The organism is Bradyrhizobium sp. 157 (assembly GCF_023073815.1).
GTDB lineage: Bacteria > Pseudomonadota > Alphaproteobacteria > Rhizobiales > Xanthobacteraceae > Bradyrhizobium.
The window spans coordinates 54,024-73,457 of record NZ_JADPKF010000092.1 but is presented as its reverse complement, the minus strand read 5'-3'; the positions used below and the strand labels follow the sequence as shown (position 1 = coordinate 73,457).

Below are 19,434 nucleotides of genomic sequence, written 5' to 3'. Positions count from 1 at the left end.
GCTCTCAATGTTCAATTATTCTGCGGCGTCGGCAAGCGGAATTGCGTGCGGACTCTTGGGATGCTCCTTGGCCTGATGTTGCGCCGCAAGATCGGGCTGCTCGGCCTGACCGCTTTCTTCCAGGCTCTTCCTGAACCACAGGGCGTAAAGGCCCGGCAGGTACAGCAAGGTCAGGAAGGTTGCAACAAACAACCCGCCCATGATGGTGATCGCCATCGGCCCCCAGAAGGCGGAGCGCGACAGCGGGATCATGGCCAGGATCGCCGCCAGCGCCGTCAGCACCACAGGCCGGGCGCGCCGGACGGTGGCTTCGACGATGGCTTCCTTCCGCGTCAGGCCTTGGGAAACGTCGGCCTCGATCTGATCGACCAGGATGACAGCGTTGCGCATGATCATGCCCGCCAGCGCGATCAGTCCGAGCAGCGCCACGAAGCCGAACGGCTGGTTGGCAATATTGAGGCCGAGCGAGGCGCCGACGATGCCGAGTGGCGCGGTCAGGAACACCAGGATCAGGCGCGAGAAGCTCTGCAACTGGATCATCAGCAGGGTGAGCATCACCAGCGCCATCAGCGGAAACAGCAGGGCGATCGAGGCGTTGCCCTTTTCGGATTCCTCGAACGCGCCGCCGGGCTCGATCCGGTAGGCCGGCTCGAGATGATCGCGGATTTCCTTCAGCTTCGGCCAGATCTGGTTGGTGACGTCAGGCGCCTGGACGCCGTCGACGACGTCGGTCCGCACCGTAATCGCCATATCGCGGTTGCGCCGCCACATGATCGGCTCCTCATGGGAATATTCGATCCTGGCAATCTGCTGCAGCGGCACGGCGACGCCGTTGCGCGACGTCACGGTCAGCTCGCCAACGCGGCCGAGGTCCAGCCGCTCCGACGGTACCGCGCGCGCGACCACGCCGACCTTCTCGATGCCGTCGCGGATGGTAGTGACCGGCGCACCGGAGATCAGCATGGCGAGCGCCTGCGAGACGTCCTGCGGGGTGAGGCCGAGCGCCCTCGCCCGGTCCTGATCGACCACAAGCTTCAGGTAAGGCGACTGCTCGTTCCAGTCGAGTTGCGGCTCCACGACGTTGGGATTTTGCTTCATGACATCGCGGACTTTGTAAGCGATGTCGCGCACGGTGTTGGCGTCGGGGCCGATCACGCGGAACTGGACGGGGAAACCGACCGGCGGGCCGAAATTGAAGCGGTCGATGCGAACGCGCGCTTCGGACAGTTCGCCCTCGGCGACCGCCTTCTCCAGCCGCGCCTTGATCCGCTCACGGGCTTCGACGTCCCTGGAGACGATCACGATCTCGGCAAAGGCCTCGTTGGGCAGTTGCGGATTGAGGCCGAGCCAGAAGCGCGGCGAACCCTGACCGACATAGGCGGTGTAGGTCGCGATATCCTTGTCGTCCTTCAAGAGCGCCTCGGCCTTCTTGACGGACTTTTCAGTGACGTTGAAGGCGGTGCCTTCCGGCAGGCGCAACTGCAGGAACAGCTCAGGCCGTTCGGAAAGCGGGAAGAACTGCTGCTGCACGTAGCCGAAGCCCACGATCGACAGCGCGAACACGCCGACCGTCGCCGCCACGACCTTGATCCGGTGATCGACGCACCACTGCACCACGGCGCGCAAGCCTCGATACATCCGCGTCTCGTAGATCGCGTGCGGATCGTGGTTGTGGTGGACGGCAATGTTGGGCAACAGCTTGACGCCAAGATAAGGCGTGAAGATCACCGCGACGAACCAGGAGGCGACCAGCGAGATCGCCACGATCCAGAAGATGCCGCCGGCATATTCGCCGACCGCCGAATTGGCAAAGCCGATGGGGAGGAAGCCAGCGGCCGTGACCAGCGTTCCCGTGAGCATCGGAAACGCAGTTGATTCCCAGGCAAACGACGCTGCGCGGACGCGGTCCCAGCCCTGTTCCATTTTCACCACCATCATTTCGACCGCGATGATGGCGTCGTCGACCAGAAGGCCGAGCGCAATAATCAGCGCGCCGAGCGTGATGCGGTGCAGGTCGATCGACATCGCGTTCATGACGATGAAAACAATCGCCAGCACCAGCGGCACCGACATCGCGACAACGATGCCCGTGCGCCAACCGAGCGCGACGAACGAGACGAACAGCACGATCGCCAGGGCCTCGATGAAGGAATGCACGAACTCGCCGACGGCGCGCTCGACCACCTTTGGCTGGTCGGCGATCTGCTCGACCTCGATGCCCTGCGGCACGGCTTTCATGAAATCATTAGTCGCCTTCTCGACTTCCTTGCCGAGTTCCAGGATGTTCGCGCCCTTGGTGGTGACGACGCCGATGCCGATCGCAGGCTTGCCTTCCTGGCGGGCGACGAAGGTCGGGGGATCAACGAAGCCGTGGCTGACCGTTGCGATATCGCCGAGCCGGAACACGCGGCCGTTGCTTTCGACCGGGGTTTCCGCGACAGCCTTGGCGCCGTCGAGTGCGCCGGTGACGCGCAGCGGCACACGCTGCGAGGAGGTTTCCACCGTGCCAGCGGGCGTGACGTTGTTCTGTTTGGCGAGCGAATCGAACAGCGCCTGCGGCGTGATGCCGAGCGTTGCGAGCTTGGCGTGGGAGAATTCGACGAAGATGCGTTCGTCCTGGGTGCCGTAGAGATTGACCTTGGTGACGCCGGAAACCTTCAACAGGCGCTGGCGCATGCCTTCAGCGGCCTTCTTCAATTGCGCGTAGTCGGCACCGTCGCCGGTCATCATGTAGAGAATGGAATCGACGTCGGAGAATTCGTCGTTGACGTTCGGCCCGAGCAGCCCTGCGGGCAATTGGCCCTGCACGTCGGCGAGTTTCTTGCGCAACAGATAAAACAGATAGGGCACGTCCTTCGGCGGCGTCGAATCCTTGAAGGTGACCTGCATTGCCGTGAACGACGGCTTGGAATAGGTCTGTACCTTCTCGAAGAACGGCAATTCCTGCAGCTTCTTCTCGATGGGGTCGGCGACCTGCGTCTGCATCTCCTGCGCGGTCGCGCCCGGCCAGATCGCGGAAACGTTCACCACCTTCACGGTGAAGAATGGGTCCTCGGCGCGGCCGAGCCGCTGATAGGAGAAGAAGCCGGCGACGCCGAGCGCGATCATCAGGAACAGGATCAGGGTCGGATGGCTCACCGCCCAGCCCGAAAGATTGAAGCGCTTCATGTCACTCTCTCCGACGATATCCGTTATCACCGACCACGCATCAGAACGACAGCGACGAGACCACCCGGACCTTCTGGGCCGGATCGAGCTTCTGCACGCCGAGCGCAACCACCTTGGCGCCTTCAGGAACACCGCCAGAGATCACGACGGAATTGCTCTCATAGGATTTCACGACGACCGGCTTGAGCGTAATCGCGCCGGAATCGTCGACGATATAGAGCGAGGGATTGCTGCCCTGGCTGAACAGCGCCGACAGCGGCAGTTTTGCCACGCGCTCGCTGGCGACATCAGCCAGCGTCAGCGTGGCGGTCATGCCAAGCGAGACTTTGTCGTCGGCATCCGGCAGCGAGAACTTGGCAAGATAGGTCCGCGTCGCCGGATCAGCCGAAGGCGCGATCTCGCGCAGCTTCGCGGCATATTTCTTTTCCGAATCCGACCACAGTGTCACGGTGGCGGTGCCGGACTTGGCACGGCCGACCAGCGTCTCGGGAATCGCGACCACGGCCTCCTTCTCGGCAAAGCGGGCGACGCGCACCGCCGTCTGGCCGGCGGCGACGACCTGGCCGGGCTCGATCAAGGTCGCGGTGACCACGCCGCGGGTATCGGCGACCAGCGTCGCATAGGAGAGCGAGTTCTTGGTGAGTTCGACCTGCCGCTCGGCGCGATTGAAGCGGGCGCGGGCTTCATCAGCAGCGGCGCGGCTCTGGTCCATCTGCGCATCGGTGGTCCAGCCCTTGGCGCGCAGATCCTTGGCGCGCTGCTCCGAAGCGCTAGCCTGCGCCAGCACGCCGGTGGCGGCGCGGAATTCGGCCTCGGCCTGCTCGGCCTGCAGCTTCAGATCGACCTCATCGAGGGTGGCGAGCGGCTGGCCGACGTCCACGGTCTGGCCGACCTCGACCAGACGCCGGGCAACCTTGCCGGGGACTCGAAAACCCATGTCGGTTTCGATCCGGGGGCGGATGGTGCCAACGAAACTGCGTTCGGGCGTCTCGGCGGCATAGTGCACGGTGGCAACCAGAACCGGGCGCCCGGGAGCAGCCGTTTCGGCCGCTTTTTCATTGCAGCCAGCCAGCACGAACACCGCGAATGCCAAAAAAGCTCCCGTCAAGGGCCTGTAATAACTAGAGAAAATGGACCGGGCGAACATCGAACTCTCCATCGCGGACACTGATGAAGAGTATTGAATGGCGACTGACGAATGTCAATATTCGTCACTGATCATGAATTCGTGAAGGAAGGTGGGTGAGAGGTAATTGCTTCCCAACGGGAATTGCGTCCCGACCGGCCCGCTCTTAGCCGGCACAGCGAAGCTCAGAGAGGCCTCGCGCCAAATGCCGGACTGGAGCACTCCTCCATCCGGCCATGCGGCTTTCGCCTCGCCCGCTATCCGCGCATCAAGCACGTCGAGCTTTCTTGCGAGACTTCTTTGCGGTGGCCTTCTTCGCGCTGCTCGCGGCCTTACTCGCCGGCCTTGATTTCTGGCTGCTCGATTTCCTTGCGGCCGACCCTTTCGCCGTCTTCTTGGCGCTCCGCGCCCGTGCGGTTCTAGTCTTGGCGGCTCCGGCCTTCGCAGCTCGGGCGGGTCGAGTCTTCGCAGTTCGAGTCTTGGCAGCCGCAGTTCGAGACTTGTTAGCTCGAGTTTTGGCAGCTCGAGACTTGGCAGCTCTGGTTTTCGTGGCCCTGGCCGCCGGCGCGCTACGCCGCTGTTTCGTTGTGCGCTTCCGCCGTGCGGGCGCGGCTGCGACCGGCGGCGCCATGAGCGGATCGGACACGAGACCATCGGCAGCAAGCGGCACATAGGCCGCCGCGCGTTCGTCGGCCTTCAAGCCCGGCTCGTCGGCTTTCAGTGCCTGGCCGGCAGCTTCCGTTGCGGTGTTCGCAATCTCCTTCACCGTGTCGGTGAATTTCTCCAGAACCGATTTGTCCTTGTCCATGTCGCCCTCCGGGGCTGTGATCCATGGAACTAACTGATGAGGCGGAGTCGGGTTCCCGAACGCAAACGCTACTCCCCCAGCTGAAAGCGCTCGAAGCGATCCAGCTCTTCTTCAATGCGCCGCTTGTAGTCCTTGCGCGCCGCCCTCGCCGCACACTTGCCGACCCAGCTCCATTTCTGCATCAGGAGTTTCTTGCTCTGGCGATCGGTTTTGAGATCGATGGCGGCGACGATGTCTTCGCCGACCAGCACCGGCAGCGCGAAATAGCCGAACAGACGCTTCTCCTTCGGCACATAGGCCTCGAAGCGATGGCCGTAGTCAAAGAACAGTTCGGTGCGCTTGCGCTGGATGATCAGCGGATCAAACGGCGAGAGAATGTGCACCAGGCCATCGCCTAAATCCGCCGGCGGATTCACCTCCAGCACTTCCGGCCGCGCCCAGTGCTCCTGCTTGCCGGCGCCTTCGAGCGCGACCGGCACCAGTTCCTTGCGCCGCACCCGCGCCTCGATCAAGCGCCGCACCGCCGGCTTGCTCGGCGCGTCGAGATGGCAGACGGAATCCAGGCTGACGACGCCTTGCGAGCGAAGCGCGCGGTCCAGCACGTAGGCGGTGATCTCCGCCGAGGTCGCCGGCTTCGGCGGCTTGTCCCAACCGAAATGCCGCGTCATCAGCTCGTAGGTCTTGAGCATCCCGGTGCGTTCGGAGATCGTCACCTCGCCGGTGTAGAAGGCAAGCTGCAGCGCCCGTTTCGAAGGCTTGCGGCTCTGCCATAGATGCTCCTTCTCGGTCAGGATGTCGTCCTCGATGTCGCGAATGGTCAGCGCGCCGTCGCGCCGCAACAGCCGCATCACCTTGCGGGTGTCTTCCGGCTTGACGGAAGCAAACCACCGGTGGCCTTCGCGCCGGTGCTCTCGCATCGCCGGAACGAAGAAGCGAAAATCCTTCGCCGGCACATAGGACAGCGCGTGGGTCCAGTATTCGAACACGCTCTTGTCGACGCTCTGCGCCTGGCGCAGGTCGGCGCGGGCGTAAGCCGGGATGCGGCTATAGAGAATGTGGTGATGGCAGCGCTCGATGACGTGGATGGTATCGATCTGGACATAGCCGAGATGGTCCACCGCAGCCGCCACCGCCTGCGGTCCGGCGCCAAACGGTTCGCTGGTGTCGAGCCGTTGGGCGTGCAGCCAGATTCGCCGGGCCTCAAGGTTGGTCAGAGGATGGGGTTTAGTCGCGCGGGGCATCGCACGGCAATGTAGCGGGATTCGCGCGCGTGGGGAGCCCCCGGGTTCCCTGATCGCCGCGCGAACTCACCTCACTGCTTCTGCCGCTCTCCGACGCTGCCGGTTGCGATCTCGGCCTCGCAGGAGGCGCGACCGGGCTGCGGCGCATGGCATTTGTAGACATGGCCCGTGAGGCGATCGACCAGCCACGCGCTCTCCTCCGCCGGGCTTTCGAACCCGACATAGCGGCTGCCGAGCGCGCTGATCAGCGTCGACAGCAAGATTGCGGCGGCGATCATCGCCGCGCCGATCAGTGTTGGCATTGAACTTCCGGAACCGGCAGGCTCCGATGCGCTGGTGCGATAACCCAGATACTCACGCTGACGCTTGACTGACTGTAACACCCGCCCCGCCCGTTTGGTTGCCCCGAACGAATTCTTCTTCAGATTTTTCTGTGAGTAGTTTTGCTAGACGCGCATCTGGCCGATTTGTTGTCCACAGATCGGCGCTGGCGCGACGACCCACTTTTTCTTTTCCGAAATCAGCGGAGGGAAGTGACGGAGCGGCCCGCTATCTGGCGAAGCGTCATTGCAACGTGCTGAGACCGTTCAGTGACGACAGCGTAGCTAGCGCCGCGACCTCCGGCGTCACCACTCTGGACGTCGACATCAGGGCTTCCGGCACGTTCGATGAGGCCCGGAACGGCAGCGTTTCCCAATGTGATTTGAATCACATTGCCTGCTTTGAACCCGTTCTATCGTCGCAGCATCAAAACGTCATGCACGCCAATTTGCAGGCGTTAACAGTGAGGATTTAAAACAATGACCCGCTCTCTTTCGATCATGACTATCGGCGCCGCGCTGTCGATGACGGCGGGGCTGGCCGTCGCCGGCGACACCGTCTCGGCCGACAAGATCCTGGACGCCCTGAAACCGAAGCCCGGCGCGACCCGCGGCCTCTCGGCCGGCCCGCAGCAGCCGGTGGATGCTGCCGCAAAAGCCAAGGAAGTCAGCTTCGTCGACACCTTACGCAACCGCAAGACCCGGTCGCTGTCGCTCGGCGAGCGCCAGGAAATCGCGGAACTTGCCGCGAGCAAGCCGAAGATCGATCTCGAAATCCAGTTCGACTACAATTCAGCCGACATCAGCAAGAACTCGGTTTCCGCGGTGCAGGAGCTCGGCAAGGCGCTCTCCGATTCGAGCCTGAAGGGTTCGACCTTCGTGGTCGCCGGTCATACCGACGCGATCGGCGGCGAGGCCTACAACCAGGATCTTTCCGAACGCCGCGCCGATACGATCAAGAAGTACCTGACCGAGAAGTACGGCATCGCCGGTTCCAATCTCGTGACCGTTGGTTACGGCGAGACCAAGCCGAAGGATGCGAACGCGCCGATGGACCCCACCAACCGCCGCGTTCAGGTCGTCAACATGGATAGCAAGACCGCCTCCAAGTGAGGTTTTGAAAGATGAGGTCTTGAAAGCCGGTCCGCCTGCCGCCAGCGGCAGGCGCTCTCCCTCTCCCGCTGCGGGGGCATAAGGCGACCCGCAGCCGCCGCTCTAAGAAAGGCCGATGCGAAGCATCGGCTACGGTGGGATCTCGCTGTGAGTCACACTGTCCGAGTGGATAGAGTCTCCCACCCGATCACATCTGGCGATGCGATCCGACCTTCCTCAAGCGGGAGAGGTGCCGCCTCAAATCCAGTTCTGGAAGATCATCAGGCGGCTGAACGTCGCCATCGAAGTGCCTATGAACGCGGCCGATATCGGCAACATTGCAGCAAAGCCGGCAAAGCCGATTGCGACATAGGCCCATAGTACCCAACCGGGCATGCTGCCGCGTTTCAAGGCATACACCAGCGCAAGGCTCGCTGTGGTCGCGGCCGGCAGATAGTAATAGATGAAGCCGAGCGTTCGCGGCAACAACGCCCATGCGAGGTATGGGCCGAAATAGAACACCAGTATCAGGAAGGCGTCGACGCGCCGCGTCACGATCCAGTCGCGCAGGCAGACCGCAACCGCAATCAGCGCCGGCCACAGGATCAGCGGGTTGCCGAGAAAGACCACGGCGGCGATATGGTCTTCGTCGACCCTGTCGAAGAGATACCACACCGGGCGCACCAGGAACGGCCAGGACGGCCAAGAACTCATATAGGTGTGGCCTGCAATCGCACTCGTCGTGTTATCGCTGAAGATGCGTCGTTGCGCCTGCAGAATATCCGAAACTGACAATCCGTAGAGCGGAATGAAGGTGGCGAGATAAACGACGGCTGGAACAAGTACGAAGCAGACGGCGAAATGCCAGGCCTTGAAATTGGGCCAGAGATCGGGCCAGTACCAATCCTCCGGCTGGGGATCCGCGAATTGAGTGCGCCAGCTTTGCATCAAGCCGATCACGGCGACGATGGTGATGCAGACCGCTAGTGCGAACAGTCCGCTCCATTTGCAGCCGGCCGACAAGCCAAAGCCCATCCCGGCAAGCGCGAACCACAGATGCGGCCGCTCTCTTCGAAAGCCATGCATGAATGCGGCGATGGCGAACAGGCCGAAAGCGAGCGCGAAAATATCCAGCATCGCGATCCGCGATTGCACGAACAGCATCTGGTTGAAAAAGGCGAGCAAGCTCGCCGCAATCGCCGGACCTTGGGCAGCGAACAGCGCCAGGCCGCACAGATACACCGCAACAATGGCAAGCGATCCGAACAATACGGCGGGATAGCGCCAGCCCAGCGGTCCGTCGCCGAATGAATGGATCGACAGGGCGATGAACTGCTTGGCGAGCGGTGGATGCATCGGATTGAGCATCGGCTCTCGCATCGCCGGCTCGAGTATCTGCCGCGCGGCCGGGACGTAATGCACCTCGTCGAAATAGAATTTTTCCGGCGCGGTGACGCCGATCAGCATCGCGAAGTGCGCGAGAGCAAAAACGGCTGCCGCGATGATACCCGTGCGCATCATCGAACCGGGCAGAACAGAGAATGATCGGGTTGCTGGCTTCACGGACGATCTGTCACAGAATGAGGGACGATATGACATTGGGGCGAAATTGAGTGTGATGGCTCCGGATTTTTATGTCCATCGCGTTGAACGCGTTTCGATTTCGCAATCACTAACCTGCGGGGCGAGTAAGTCGCGCGAGTGATAATTCTGCCACATCGAAACGCGTGCGACCCGGTGCTATGTCGGGATAATCGATCGGTTTTGAAATGAATTTCTGTAACTGCTCTATTCGCTGTCTGCGCTTGGCCTGGTTGCTGCGTTGATGGCTCCAGCGTACGCGCAAAGTCGGCGAAGCGGCCGTCGTCGGGGATGAAGAGCTCCGCGTTCCCGGACCTTGGACGACAACCATTAAACCCCAATGGTGAGGTGGCGCTTTAGCTGCGGTCTCGAACCACGAGGCCCACCCATCGTTCGAGACGCGCGCGATGCGCGCTCCTCGGGACGAGGTCTAACAGAGGTGTAGAATGGGCAACGGCGCGCTTGCGCCGTGCCCACCATCTCTCGGTCTATCGCGAACGTAAACGGTGGGCACGCTATCGCCTTGCCCACCCTCTACCGCGTCCGACATCAGGCGGCGGCCGTGGCGGATTGCGCAGCGGTTGCGGCCGCGACGTCCATCCACATCACTTCCCAATGGTGGCCATCGGGATCTTCAAAACTTCGGCCGTACATGAAGCCGTAATCCTGTTTCGGGCCCGGATCGACGCCGCCGCCTGCGCCTTGCGCCTTGCTGACCATGTCGTCGACCGCCTCACGGCTGTCGGCAGAAAGGCAGATCAGAACCTGGCTGGTGGCCTTGGCGTCGGCGATCTTCTTTGGGGTGAACTGGCGGTATTTGTCGTGCGTCAGCAGCATGACGTAGATCGTGTCAGAAAACACCATGCAGGACGCTGTATCATCGGAGAATTGCGGATTCTTTTCGCCGCCGATCGCCTGATAGAATGCGGTCGAGCGGGCGAGATCGCTGACAGGAAGATTGACGAAGATCATTTTAGCCATGATGGGCTCCTTTTCGCGGGGTTCGGACCTAGAACGAACGAACGGAGACAAGTCCGACATCTCGTTTCAAACTATTTTTCTGGCGGCGAGTTGGCGCGCGTTCACCGGAACCCGGCGGCGAATGGTCGCTACCTGCCCTTGAAGTCAGGCTTGCGCTTCTCGGCGAACGCCTTGACGCCTTCCTTGAGGTCGTCGCTGTCGCGCACGACGTCGAGCAGCCGGCGCACCTCGGCAACCGTCTCCAGTGGTCCCTTCGGCATCGCATCGCGGGCAAGCTTCTTTAGCGCCCGGACCACCAGCGGCGCGTTGGCGGCGATTTTTGCGGCCATCTCCTGGGCGAGCACGACATGCTGCCCCTTCGGCGCGACCTTGTTGACGAAGCCGATCTGATAGGCCCGCTCCGCCGAAATTTCCTCACCGACCAGCAGGAATTCCATCGCAATCTTGTGCGGCATGCGCGCCATCACCGAGGAGACGCCGCCCGCCGTGGTGCCGATCTTGCCCTCGGGATAGATGAAGCGCGTCGTCTCCGACGCCACGCACATGTCGGCCATCTGCACCAGCACGAAGGCGCCGCCGACGACCCAGCCCGAGGTTGCGGCAATGACCGGCTTATCCAGTTCAACGCCCAAGCCGGGCACTGCGTGCCACATGTTGACGGGGAGATCCTTCACGTCGGCGCCGACCGAGAAATACGCCTCCTCCGAGGAGGCGAGCACCGCCACGCGATCGTCGCTGTCGTGAAAACGCTGCCAGGCCTGTCGCAGTTCGTCGCACAAGGCGTTGTTGAGCGCGTTGTGCGAGGATCTACGATCCATCGTGATGGTGGCGACGTGGCCCGTGCTCTCGTAGCGAACAAGCGTCATGGGATTCTCTCAAGCGGCGGCGGGTGCCAGGTAACGTTGCAATCGTCACTTCTTCTCGGCGGGATCGCGGTGCACGGGATCGACCCAGAGCACGGTCTCCGGCTTTTCCACCGGCTCGATGTCGAGATTGATCGCCACCGCCTCGCCGTCAGAGCGCACCAGCACGCATTCCAGCACTTCGTCGCGGCTGGCGTTGATCTCCTGGTGCGGCACATAGGGCGGCACGAAGATGAAATCGCCCGGCCCGGCTTCAGCGGTGAACTGCAGATGTTCGCCCCAGCGCATCCGCGCCTTGCCCTTCACGACATAGATGATGCTTTCGAGATGGCCGTGATGATGCGCGCCGGTCTTGGCATCGGGCCGGATCGTCACCGTGCCCGCCCACAATTTCTGCGCGCCGACGCGGGCGAAATTGATCGCGGCCTTGCGGTCCATGCCTGCGGTCGAGGGCACGTTGGGATCGAGCTGATTGCCGGGAATCACGCGGACGCCGTCATGCTTCCAGCGCTCGTCGTGATCGTGAGAATGGGTGTGGTCATGCGTGCCGGTCATTGGGCGCCTTCTCGAAGTATAGTTTGTCCCGAACGGTATCGAAAACCGGGCCCGCAAACCAGAAGATTAAGAGAGCCGGCGACGCATAGGCGCCCCGGTTTTCGTCATGGCCGGGCGCACCCGGCCTATTCAACGCCGTCCCGACATCACATCCGGATTGACGACATTCGTCGGTGTTCCGGCGGCATAGGCAACGATCTGATCGAAGATATCCGTGAACTGGATTTCGTATTCGTCCCGCGAGACGTAGCCAAGATGCGGTGTGCAGATTACGTTGTCCATGTTCAGCAATGGATCGTTGACGTCGCGAAGCGGCTCCTTTTCGTAGACGTCCACCGCCGCCATGCCGGGTCTTCCGGCGCGCAGCGCATTGACCAGCGCGTTCGACTCGATCAGCGGCGCACGGCTGGTATTGACCAGAAGCGCCGACGGCTTCATGCGCGCGAGATCTTCTGCTTTCACGATGCTGCGCGTGGCTTCGACGAGCCGCATGTGCAGCGAAAGCACGTCGCATCGTTCGAAGAAATCAGCCTTGCTTGCAGCGGTCTCGTATCCGTCGGCACGGGCTTTCGCCATGGCCGGTTCGCGCGCCCATACCAGCACGTTCATGCCGAACGCCTTGCCGTAGCCGGCGACGACGGCGCCGATCCGCCCATAGCCATAAATGCCGAGCGTCTTGCCACGCAGCGTGTGGCCGACGCCGATCTGCCATTTGCCGGCCTTAAGCGCCGCCATCTGCTGCGGAATGGCGCGCATCGCCGCCAGGATCAAGCCCCAGGTAAATTCGGCGGTCGCATAGGACGGCGTATCGGCGTGCTGGCTCGACGACACGACGATGCCAAGCCGGGTGCAGGTATCGATATCGATATGCGGATAGACGCTGCGCTGGCTGATCAGTTTTAGCTTCGGCAAGCGTTCCAGCAGCGGCGTGCGAATCTGCGTCCGCTCGCGGATCAGGACCAGCGCCTCAGTCTCACGCAGGCGGTCAGCAAGGACATCAACATCCTGGACGTGATCGTTCCAGACCGTAACGTCATGCTCGGCCAGCTTGCGGAAACAATCGAGGGTGCGCAGCGTGTCGAAATAATCGTCGAGGATCGAGACCTTCACGATACGCTCCCTCGTAATGTGCGGCTACTTCACCGCCAGCAACTCGACGTCGAACATCAGCGTCGCGTTCGGCGGAATGACGCCGCCAGCGCCGCGCGCGCCGTAACCGAGCGCGGGCGGAATGATCAAGGTGCGCTTGCCGCCGACGTTCATCGACGCAACGCCTTCGTCCCAGCCGGCAATCACCTGGCGCTGGCCGATCTTGAACTCAAACGGTTCGTTACGATCGACGGAAGAATCGAATTTCTTTCCCTTCTGGCCGTTCTCGTAGAGCCAGCCGGTATAATGCATGACGCAGGTCTGGCCAGACTTGGGCGAGGCGCCGGTGCCGACCTTGCTGTCGATGATCTGCAAGCCTGAAGCTGTGGTCATGGGTTTTCCTGCGGTCTGGGCCGATGCCGTCCTGATGGCAGCGGGTGTGGAAACCGCGGCTGCCATGGCGGCAAAGGCGGTCCGGAAGATCGTGCGTCGCGAGAAGCGCATCTATTGAACCTCTTTCTGGAGAGAAAGAGCTTCTAGACGCTCAGTAGCCCAGCGCGCAACCGTCCTTGCGGGGATCGGAACCGCCGGTCAGCGTGCCCTTGTCCCAGTCGATCCAGATCGCCTGGCCGCCGCCGAGCGGACCAACCACGCTGGTAGTCTTATGGCCGATCTTCTTCAGGCCCTCGACGATCTCGACCGGCACGCTGTCCTCAAGCTGGTAGACGCCTTCGTAATGCAGGCCGCGCGGCATATCGATGGCTTCCTGCACATCGCAGCCATAGTCGAGGATGTTGGTCAGCACATGAGTCTGTCCCACCGGCTGATACTGTCCGCCCATCACGCCGAACGGCATCACCGCGCGGCCGTTCTTGGTCGCGAGCGAGGGGATGATGGTGTGCAGCGGCCGCTTGCCCGGCGCGATGCAGTTGGGATGGCCGGGCTGAATCCGGAAGCCGCCGGCGCGGTTCTGCAGGAGGATGCCGGTCTTGTTGGAAACGATCGCGGAACCGAAGGAATGTGCGATCGAGTTGATGAACGAGCAGACGTTGCGATCCTTGTCGACCACGGTGATGTAGACGGTGGATGGATTCATCGGCGGCGCGACGTTCGGCAGATCGAGCAGCCGGTCCATCCTGATGTTCCTGATGTGCTCGTCGGCGAACTCCTTTGCGAGGATACCGGCGACGTCGACATGGACATGTTGGGGATCAGCGATGTGCTGCTCGCGCATCATATAGGCAATGCGCGCGGCCTCCGCCTCGAGATGAAAGCGCTCGACACTGAGCGCGGGAAACTTCGTCAGATCGAAGCGGGAGAGGATGTTCAGCATCACGAGCATGGTGATGCCAGGACCATTCGGCGGGCATTGCCAGACGTCGTGCCCCTTATACATCGTGCCGATCGGCGATGTCGTCTCGGTCGAATGTGCGGCGAAATCCTCCAGCGTGTGCAGGCCACCGATGCCGCGCAGGGTTTCCACCATGTCGGCGGCGATCTCTCCGGTATAGAAAGCATCGCGGCCATTCTTGGCGATCGCACGCAGGGTCTTACCCAGTTCGGGCTGGTGGATCACGTCGCCGGCGACCGCCGGCTTGCCATGCGGCAAGAGATAGCGCTCGGTGTTGGTGCCGTTCTTCAGCTTCTCGAACTGGTTCTTCCAGTCGAAAGCAATACGGGGCGCGACGACGTAGCCTTCCTCTGCGGCCTTGATCGCGGGCTGCAAAAGCGTATCGAGCCCCATCTTGCCGTGGTCGCGCAGGATGGTCTCCCAGGCGTCGATCGCGCCGGGAATGCTCACCGCATGGGCTGAGGTCAGCGGTACCGAATGGATCTTGCGTTCAAGGTACCATTCGGCCTTGGCCGCCATCGGCGCACGACCGGAGCCGTTATAGGCGACGATCTTGCCTTCGCCCTTGGGCTGGATCAGCGCGAAGCAATCGCCCCCGATGCCGGTCGATTGCGGCTCGATGACCCCGAGCAACGCGCAGGCCGCCACTGCGGCGTCCGCCGCCGTGCCGCCGGCCCGCATCACGTCGATCGCGGTCAACGCGGCCTCCGGATGCGACGTTGCCACCATCGCGTTCTGGGCATGGACCGTGGAGCGGCCGGCGAAATGGAAATTCCTCATCGCGAGTGCTTTCTTTTCAGCGTTTCTTGAGCATCCCGCGGGAGCATCGGGCGGGTTTACAGACGGTTCTTTGGCATATTCATCCCCGGCAGGGCAATGGTTGGCATACCAATGGGACGTCAGGGGCAGTGCGCGGAATATGCAGGGCTTTACAGGGTTTCCCCTGCCCGGCCCGCCTGATAAACGATCGCCATGCCGCTCAAGGTCACTACCTTCTATCAATTCGCCGCGCTGCCGGACTTCCGGGAGTTGCGCGAGCCGCTGCGCAGGTTTGCTGCAGGCCGCGGGCTCAAGGGCAGCGTGCTGCTGGCGCATGAGGGCATCAACGGCACCGTTGCGGGCGGCGATGCGAGCATCGACGCGTTCGTCGGCGAATTGCAGCACGGCGCCCTTTTCGGCGGCCGGCTCAGCAATCTCGAACTCAAGTTTTCGACCGCTTCCGAGATGCCGTTCCAGCGATTGAAGGTCCGGTTGAAGAAGGAAATCGTCACACTCGGAGACACTGCGGTCGATCCGACGCGACAGGTCGGCACCTATGTCGAGCCGTCAGACTGGAATGAGCTGATTGCAGCGCCCGACACGCTGGTCATCGATACCCGCAACGCGTTCGAGGTGGCGATGGGGACCTTCGAAGGCGCGGTCGATCCAGGCATCAAGAGCTTTGGGCAGTTCAAGGAATTTGCCGCACAGAAACTCGACCCGGCGAAGCACAAGAGGATCGCGATGTTCTGCACCGGCGGCATCCGGTGCGAGAAGGCCAGTGCGTATCTGCTGGCCCGCGGATTCAATGAGGTCTATCACCTCAAGGGCGGCATCCTGCGTTATCTCGAAGGCGTGCCTGAAACAGAGAGCCGCTGGCGGGGCGAATGTTTCGTGTTCGACGAACGCGTGGCGCTGGGCCATGGCCTGCGGCAGCAGAAGATGAACGGCGGCTCCGATGAGTGATGTCAATACGCTGAGCGAACGTATCGACGCGCTGGAAATGCGGCTGGCCTATCAGGACGTGACCATCGAAACGCTGAACCAGACGATCACGGCGCAATGGAGCGAGATCGACAGGTTGACGCGTCAAGTCACTGAACTGAAGGAGCGGGTGCGGGAGGCCGAAAGCAATGCGCCCGGGCCGTTGAACGAAAAGCCGCCGCATTATTGACACCCCAGATCGAAACGGCCTCCCCGAAGGAGGCCGTTTCTCAACGCCGATCTGGCTCGCGTTGCCCGTTTGCATTAGCGGAAGACGGCGCGAACCTTGCCCCACAGCGATGGATTCTCATGTTCGTGATCGGCTTTCGATGGCGCCGGTTGCGCAGCGCTCACGGGGTCGGAAGCCGGAAAGGTATCGACCAGACCGGCCTCGAGCTTTTCGTGGATGTCCCGGTCGGCCTTCAGCGCTTCGCGGGGATCTTCGGCGTGCTTGTCATGCGCCGCAGGATTGAACTTCTGGGCCATAGGTACCTCCATGAATGAGATAACGGCCCCGTTTTACGCCGGTTCCACGTTCGCCCTCGGTATCCGTTCTTGGCCTTGAGGGAACCTGCGTGTATCAGAGGCGCATCAGCCGCGCCCGCAGGAATCTACGTTTTGTCCCAGAAATCCGCCGTGCAACCCATTGTCGAAGTGCTGTCCGGCCACAGGCAAAAGGTGCCGCCGGTATGGATGATGCGGCAGGCCGGCCGCTATCTGCCTGAGTATCGCGAGCTGCGCGCCAAGGCGGGAAGCTTTCTCGACCTGTGCTTTACGCCGGAGTATGCCGCCGAGGTGACGCTGCAGCCGATCCGCCGATTCAACTTCGATGCGGCGATCATCTTTTCCGACATTCTCGTCATTCCCTTCGCACTCGGCCGCTCCGTGCGCTTCGAGGCCGGCGAAGGCCCGCGTCTCGATCCGCTTGATACCCCCGAACAGGTGGCGGCGCTGGCCCGCCATGCCGATTTCGGCAAGCTCGAACCGGTCTATGAAGCGCTGCGCCGCGTGAAGCGCGAGCTCGCGCCCGAGATCGCGCTGATCGGCTTCTGCGGCGCGCCCTGGACGGTCGCAACCTACATGGTTGCAGGACAGGGCACGCCGGATCAGGCGCCGGCGCGGATGATGGCCTATCGTCATCCCGAGGCGTTCGCTGAAATTATCGACGTGCTGGTGGAGAATTCGATCCAGTATCTGCTCGGTCAGCTCAAGGCCGGCGCCGATTGCTTGCAGATCTTCGACACCTGGGCCGGCGTGCTGCCGCCGCGCGAATTTGAGCGCTGGTCGATCGAGCCCGCGAAGCGCATCGTTGCTGGCGTGCGCGCGCAAGTGCCGGGTGCCAAGATCATCGGCTTTCCCCGCGGCGCCGGCGCGCTGCTGCCGGCCTATGTGGAAGCAACCGGCGTCAATGCCGTCAGCATCGACTGGGCGGCCGAGCCTTCCATGATCCGCGAGCGCGTGCAAAACCGCGTCGCCGTGCAGGGCAATCTCGACCCGCTGGCGTTGATCGCAGGCGGCGCCGCACTCGACCGCGCCGTCGACGACGTGCTGGCGAACTACGCGAAAGGACGGCTGATCTTCAACCTCGGTCACGGCATCCAGCCGGAAACGCCAATCGCCCATGTCGAGCAGATGCTCAAGCGGGTGCGGGAGCATAGGGGTTGAGGTCTGCTCCCTCGCCCCGCTCCTTTGCGGGGAGAGGGTTGGGGTGAGGGGCTGTCTCCACCAGGTGGTGCGAGTTGATAGACCTGTACCCCCTCACCCGGCGCTTCGCGCCGACCTCTCCCCGCAAGCGGGGCGAGGTTAAGAACCTACCTTGCATCCTCCAGAATCATATCCGACGCCTTCTCGGCGATCATGATCGTCGGCGCATTGGTATTGCCGGACATCAGGTCCGGCATGATCGAGGCGTCGATCACGCGAAGGCCCTCGATGCCGCGCACGCGCAAGCGCTGATCGACGACAGCGAGCGGATCGTTGCCCATCCGGCAAGTCGAGGTCGGGTGATAGACCGTGCTGCCGGTGCGGCGGCAGAAGTCCAGCAATTCATCGTCGCTCTGTACCTTCGAACCCGGATCGACTTCTGAGACTGCGTAAGCCTTCAGCGCAGGGGCTGCCAGGATCTTGCGCAGGATGCGGATGCCGTCGATGAAAGCGCGGCGATCGGTTTCGGTGGCGAGGTAATTGATGCGGATTTCCGGCGGCACCGAAGGGTCCGCGCTCCTGATGCGCAGCGAGCCGCGGCTCTCCGGGCGCAACTGGCAGACGGAGGCAGTGAAGCCGGAAAGCGCGTGGAGTTTCTCGCCCATCTTGTCGGTCGAAAACGGCAGGAAGTGAATCTGGATGTCGGGCGACGCCAGCCGCGGGCTGGTCTTGAAGAAAGCGCCTGACGTGCCGGCCGCGATTGTCAGCGGCCCCTTGCGCAAGGCTGCGTACTGAATGCCCGCCATCATCTTGCGGATCGGGTTGTTGACGACGTCGTTGAGCGTGCACTTTTGCGCACAGCGGGTGATCAGGCGGACCTGCATGTGGTCCTGCAGATCGTTGCCGACGCCGGGCGCGTCGAGCACGATCTCGATGCCGTGCTGCTTCAGGAGATCCGCCGGTCCGACACCGGAGAGCTGCAGTAGTTGCGGCGAATTATAGGCGCCGCTGGAGACCAGAATTTCCTTGCGCGCCCGCACCGTGCACACGCGGCCTTCCTGCTTGTATTCGACCGCTTTGGCGCGGCGTCCTTCGAACAGGATGCGCTGCGCCAGCGCGGAAGTCTCGATGTGCAGGTTGGGTCGCTTCCTGGCAGGACGAAGATATGAGAACGCCGTGCTGGCGCGGCGCCCGCGGCTTGTCGTGGTCTGGAAGAAGCCCGCGCCTTCCTGGGTGGCTCCGTTGAAATCGGGGTTGGTTGGAATGCCGATCTCGGCCGCAGCGGTCACAAAGGCTTCCGACAGGGGATCGTGGTGCCGCCAGTCGGACACCGGCAGCGGGCCGCCGGTGCCGTGATATTTGTCCGCGCCGCGCTGCTGGTTCTCGGCCTTCTTAAAATAGGGCAGCACGTCGTCATAGCCCCAGCCGGCATTGCCGCGCTGGCGCCATCGATCGTAATCCTCATGCTGCCCGCGCACATAGAGCAGGCCGTTGATCGAACTGGAGCCACCAAGCACTTTTCCGCGCGGCTGGAACACCTGCCGGCCGTTCAATCCCGGTTCCGGTTCGGTCTGATACATCCAGTTGACGGATTTTTCCTTGAACAGTTTGCCGTAACCGAGCGGCACGTGGATCCAGAGATTGGTGTCCTTCGGTCCGGCCTCCAGCAGCAACACGGAATGTTTGCCATCGGCGCTTAGGCGATTGGCGAGCACACATCCGGCCGAGCCGGCCCCGACGATGACGTAGTCGAATTCGGAAGCTTCATTGTTCTTGTTCATTTGTTTCCCCCGTAGGCGGCCCAAAGAGGTAGCCGGGCCGCCACGGGTGGTCAATTGCCTCGCAGTCGCAGGCAGGAAAAACGGTCTTCAG

General features: G+C 62.4%; 18 protein-coding genes. 4 read left to right on the top strand and 14 right to left on the bottom strand.

Annotated elements, in window-relative coordinates; translation table 11 throughout:
* Positions 1-15 precede the first annotated feature (15 nt).
* The 5 genes from IVA95_RS29910 to IVA95_RS29890 all read right to left on the bottom strand — a co-directional run bounded on the left by IVA95_RS29910 (position 16) and on the right by IVA95_RS29890 (position 6,645).
* Positions 16-3,168 (bottom strand): efflux RND transporter permease subunit, encoded by a 3,153-nt coding sequence (locus IVA95_RS29910; protein WP_247513762.1) that lies wholly within the window; start codon positions 3,166-3,168, stop codon positions 16-18.
* 40 nt (positions 3,169-3,208) lie between these two features.
* Positions 3,209-4,315, bottom strand: a complete 1,107-nt coding sequence (locus IVA95_RS29905; protein ID WP_247513761.1) for an efflux RND transporter periplasmic adaptor subunit — start codon at positions 4,313-4,315, stop codon at positions 3,209-3,211.
* A gap of 247 nt (positions 4,316-4,562) precedes the next feature.
* Positions 4,563-5,102 (bottom strand): hypothetical protein, encoded by a 540-nt coding sequence (locus IVA95_RS29900; RefSeq protein WP_247513760.1) that lies wholly within the window; start codon positions 5,100-5,102, stop codon positions 4,563-4,565.
* Between the two features lie 68 nt (positions 5,103-5,170).
* Positions 5,171-6,343: a crosslink repair DNA glycosylase YcaQ family protein gene (locus IVA95_RS29895; RefSeq protein WP_247513759.1), complete on the bottom strand. Its 1,173-nt coding sequence runs from the start codon at positions 6,341-6,343 to the stop codon at positions 5,171-5,173.
* Between the two features lie 71 nt (positions 6,344-6,414).
* Entirely contained in the window at positions 6,415-6,645 is a 231-nt protein-coding gene (locus IVA95_RS29890) for a hypothetical protein (protein ID WP_247513758.1), read from the bottom strand.
* 498 nt (positions 6,646-7,143) lie between these two features.
* Between IVA95_RS29890 and IVA95_RS29885 the strand changes: the two genes are divergently transcribed.
* A complete protein-coding gene (locus tag IVA95_RS29885; protein WP_247513757.1) occupies positions 7,144-7,776 on the top strand; it encodes an OmpA family protein in 633 nt (210 codons plus the stop codon).
* A gap of 237 nt (positions 7,777-8,013) precedes the next feature.
* Here IVA95_RS29885 and IVA95_RS29880 read toward each other — a convergent pair whose 3' ends face one another.
* The 7 genes from IVA95_RS29880 to ggt form a co-directional block, all read right to left on the bottom strand.
* Positions 8,014-9,276 (bottom strand): phospholipid carrier-dependent glycosyltransferase, encoded by a 1,263-nt coding sequence (locus tag IVA95_RS29880; RefSeq protein ID WP_247513787.1) that lies wholly within the window; start codon positions 9,274-9,276, stop codon positions 8,014-8,016.
* Between the two features lie 609 nt (positions 9,277-9,885).
* The gene (locus tag IVA95_RS29875; protein ID WP_247513756.1) at positions 9,886-10,317 is read right to left on the bottom strand and encodes a VOC family protein; all 432 of its coding nucleotides are present in this window, start codon (positions 10,315-10,317) and stop codon (positions 9,886-9,888) included.
* A 128-nt stretch (positions 10,318-10,445) separates the two neighbouring features.
* Positions 10,446-11,183: an enoyl-CoA hydratase-related protein gene (locus IVA95_RS29870; protein ID WP_247513755.1), complete on the bottom strand. Its 738-nt coding sequence runs from the start codon at positions 11,181-11,183 to the stop codon at positions 10,446-10,448.
* Positions 11,184-11,228: 45 nt separating this feature from the next.
* Positions 11,229-11,735, bottom strand: a complete 507-nt coding sequence (locus IVA95_RS29865) for a cupin domain-containing protein (protein WP_247513754.1) — start codon at positions 11,733-11,735, stop codon at positions 11,229-11,231.
* 129 nt (positions 11,736-11,864) lie between these two features.
* Positions 11,865-12,845, bottom strand: a complete 981-nt coding sequence (locus IVA95_RS29860) for a D-2-hydroxyacid dehydrogenase family protein (protein ID WP_247513753.1) — start codon at positions 12,843-12,845, stop codon at positions 11,865-11,867.
* 24 nt (positions 12,846-12,869) lie between these two features.
* A complete protein-coding gene (locus IVA95_RS29855) occupies positions 12,870-13,283 on the bottom strand; it encodes an FKBP-type peptidyl-prolyl cis-trans isomerase (RefSeq protein ID WP_247513786.1) in 414 nt (137 codons plus the stop codon).
* A gap of 85 nt (positions 13,284-13,368) precedes the next feature.
* Positions 13,369-14,955 (bottom strand): gamma-glutamyltransferase, encoded by a 1,587-nt coding sequence (gene ggt, locus IVA95_RS29850; protein ID WP_247513752.1) that lies wholly within the window; start codon positions 14,953-14,955, stop codon positions 13,369-13,371.
* A 192-nt stretch (positions 14,956-15,147) separates the two neighbouring features.
* Between ggt and IVA95_RS29845 the strand changes: the two genes are divergently transcribed.
* Both IVA95_RS29845 and IVA95_RS29840 read left to right on the top strand, forming a co-directional pair.
* Positions 15,148-15,900, top strand: a complete 753-nt coding sequence (locus tag IVA95_RS29845) for a rhodanese-related sulfurtransferase (protein WP_247513751.1) — start codon at positions 15,148-15,150, stop codon at positions 15,898-15,900.
* On the top strand, positions 15,893-16,108 hold the full coding sequence (locus tag IVA95_RS29840) for a SlyX family protein (RefSeq protein ID WP_247513749.1): 216 nt from the start codon (positions 15,893-15,895) through the stop codon (positions 16,106-16,108). Before IVA95_RS29845 ends, IVA95_RS29840 begins: the two co-directional genes overlap by 8 nt.
* 74 nt (positions 16,109-16,182) lie before the next feature.
* Here the strand turns inward: IVA95_RS29840 and IVA95_RS29835 are convergent, their stop codons facing one another.
* Entirely contained in the window at positions 16,183-16,404 is a 222-nt protein-coding gene (locus IVA95_RS29835) for a hypothetical protein (RefSeq protein WP_247513748.1), read from the bottom strand.
* 132 nt (positions 16,405-16,536) lie between these two features.
* On the opposite strand from IVA95_RS29835, the gene hemE reads away from it, so the two are divergent.
* Positions 16,537-17,583, top strand: coding sequence for a uroporphyrinogen decarboxylase (gene hemE, locus IVA95_RS29830; RefSeq protein WP_247513747.1), 1,047 nt, complete (start codon positions 16,537-16,539; stop codon positions 17,581-17,583).
* 146 nt (positions 17,584-17,729) lie between these two features.
* Here hemE and IVA95_RS29825 read toward each other — a convergent pair whose 3' ends face one another.
* Entirely contained in the window at positions 17,730-19,343 is a 1,614-nt protein-coding gene (locus tag IVA95_RS29825; RefSeq protein WP_247513746.1) for a choline dehydrogenase, read from the bottom strand.
* Positions 19,344-19,434 lie beyond the last annotated feature (91 nt).

Excerpts from the sequence above, each read along its gene's own strand:
- ggt (WP_247513752.1), bottom strand. The coding sequence starts at position 14,955 with ATGAGGAATTTCCATTTCGCCGGCCGCTCCACGGTCCATGCCCAGAAC.
- IVA95_RS29890 (WP_247513758.1), bottom strand. The coding sequence starts at position 6,645 with ATGCCAACACTGATCGGCGCGGCGATGATCGCCGCCGCAATCTTGCTG.
- IVA95_RS29835 (WP_247513748.1), bottom strand. The coding sequence starts at position 16,404 with ATGGCCCAGAAGTTCAATCCTGCGGCGCATGACAAGCACGCCGAAGAT.
- IVA95_RS29875 (WP_247513756.1), bottom strand. The coding sequence starts at position 10,317 with ATGGCTAAAATGATCTTCGTCAATCTTCCTGTCAGCGATCTCGCCCGC.
- IVA95_RS29910 (WP_247513762.1), bottom strand. The coding sequence starts at position 3,168 with ATGAAGCGCTTCAATCTTTCGGGCTGGGCGGTGAGCCATCCGACCCTG.
- IVA95_RS29870 (WP_247513755.1), bottom strand. The coding sequence starts at position 11,183 with ATGACGCTTGTTCGCTACGAGAGCACGGGCCACGTCGCCACCATCACG.
- IVA95_RS29865 (WP_247513754.1), bottom strand. The coding sequence starts at position 11,735 with ATGACCGGCACGCATGACCACACCCATTCTCACGATCACGACGAGCGC.
- IVA95_RS29895 (WP_247513759.1), bottom strand. The coding sequence starts at position 6,343 with ATGCCCCGCGCGACTAAACCCCATCCTCTGACCAACCTTGAGGCCCGG.
- IVA95_RS29900 (WP_247513760.1), bottom strand. The coding sequence starts at position 5,102 with ATGGACAAGGACAAATCGGTTCTGGAGAAATTCACCGACACGGTGAAG.
- IVA95_RS29845 (WP_247513751.1), top strand. The coding sequence starts at position 15,148 with ATGCCGCTCAAGGTCACTACCTTCTATCAATTCGCCGCGCTGCCGGAC.
- IVA95_RS29905 (WP_247513761.1), bottom strand. The coding sequence starts at position 4,315 with ATGTTCGCCCGGTCCATTTTCTCTAGTTATTACAGGCCCTTGACGGGA.
- IVA95_RS29885 (WP_247513757.1), top strand. The coding sequence starts at position 7,144 with ATGACCCGCTCTCTTTCGATCATGACTATCGGCGCCGCGCTGTCGATG.
- IVA95_RS29855 (WP_247513786.1), bottom strand. The coding sequence starts at position 13,283 with ATGGCAGCCGCGGTTTCCACACCCGCTGCCATCAGGACGGCATCGGCC.
- IVA95_RS29825 (WP_247513746.1), bottom strand. The coding sequence starts at position 19,343 with ATGAACAAGAACAATGAAGCTTCCGAATTCGACTACGTCATCGTCGGG.
- IVA95_RS29840 (WP_247513749.1), top strand. The coding sequence starts at position 15,893 with ATGAGTGATGTCAATACGCTGAGCGAACGTATCGACGCGCTGGAAATG.
- IVA95_RS29880 (WP_247513787.1), bottom strand. The coding sequence starts at position 9,276 with ATGATGCGCACGGGTATCATCGCGGCAGCCGTTTTTGCTCTCGCGCAC.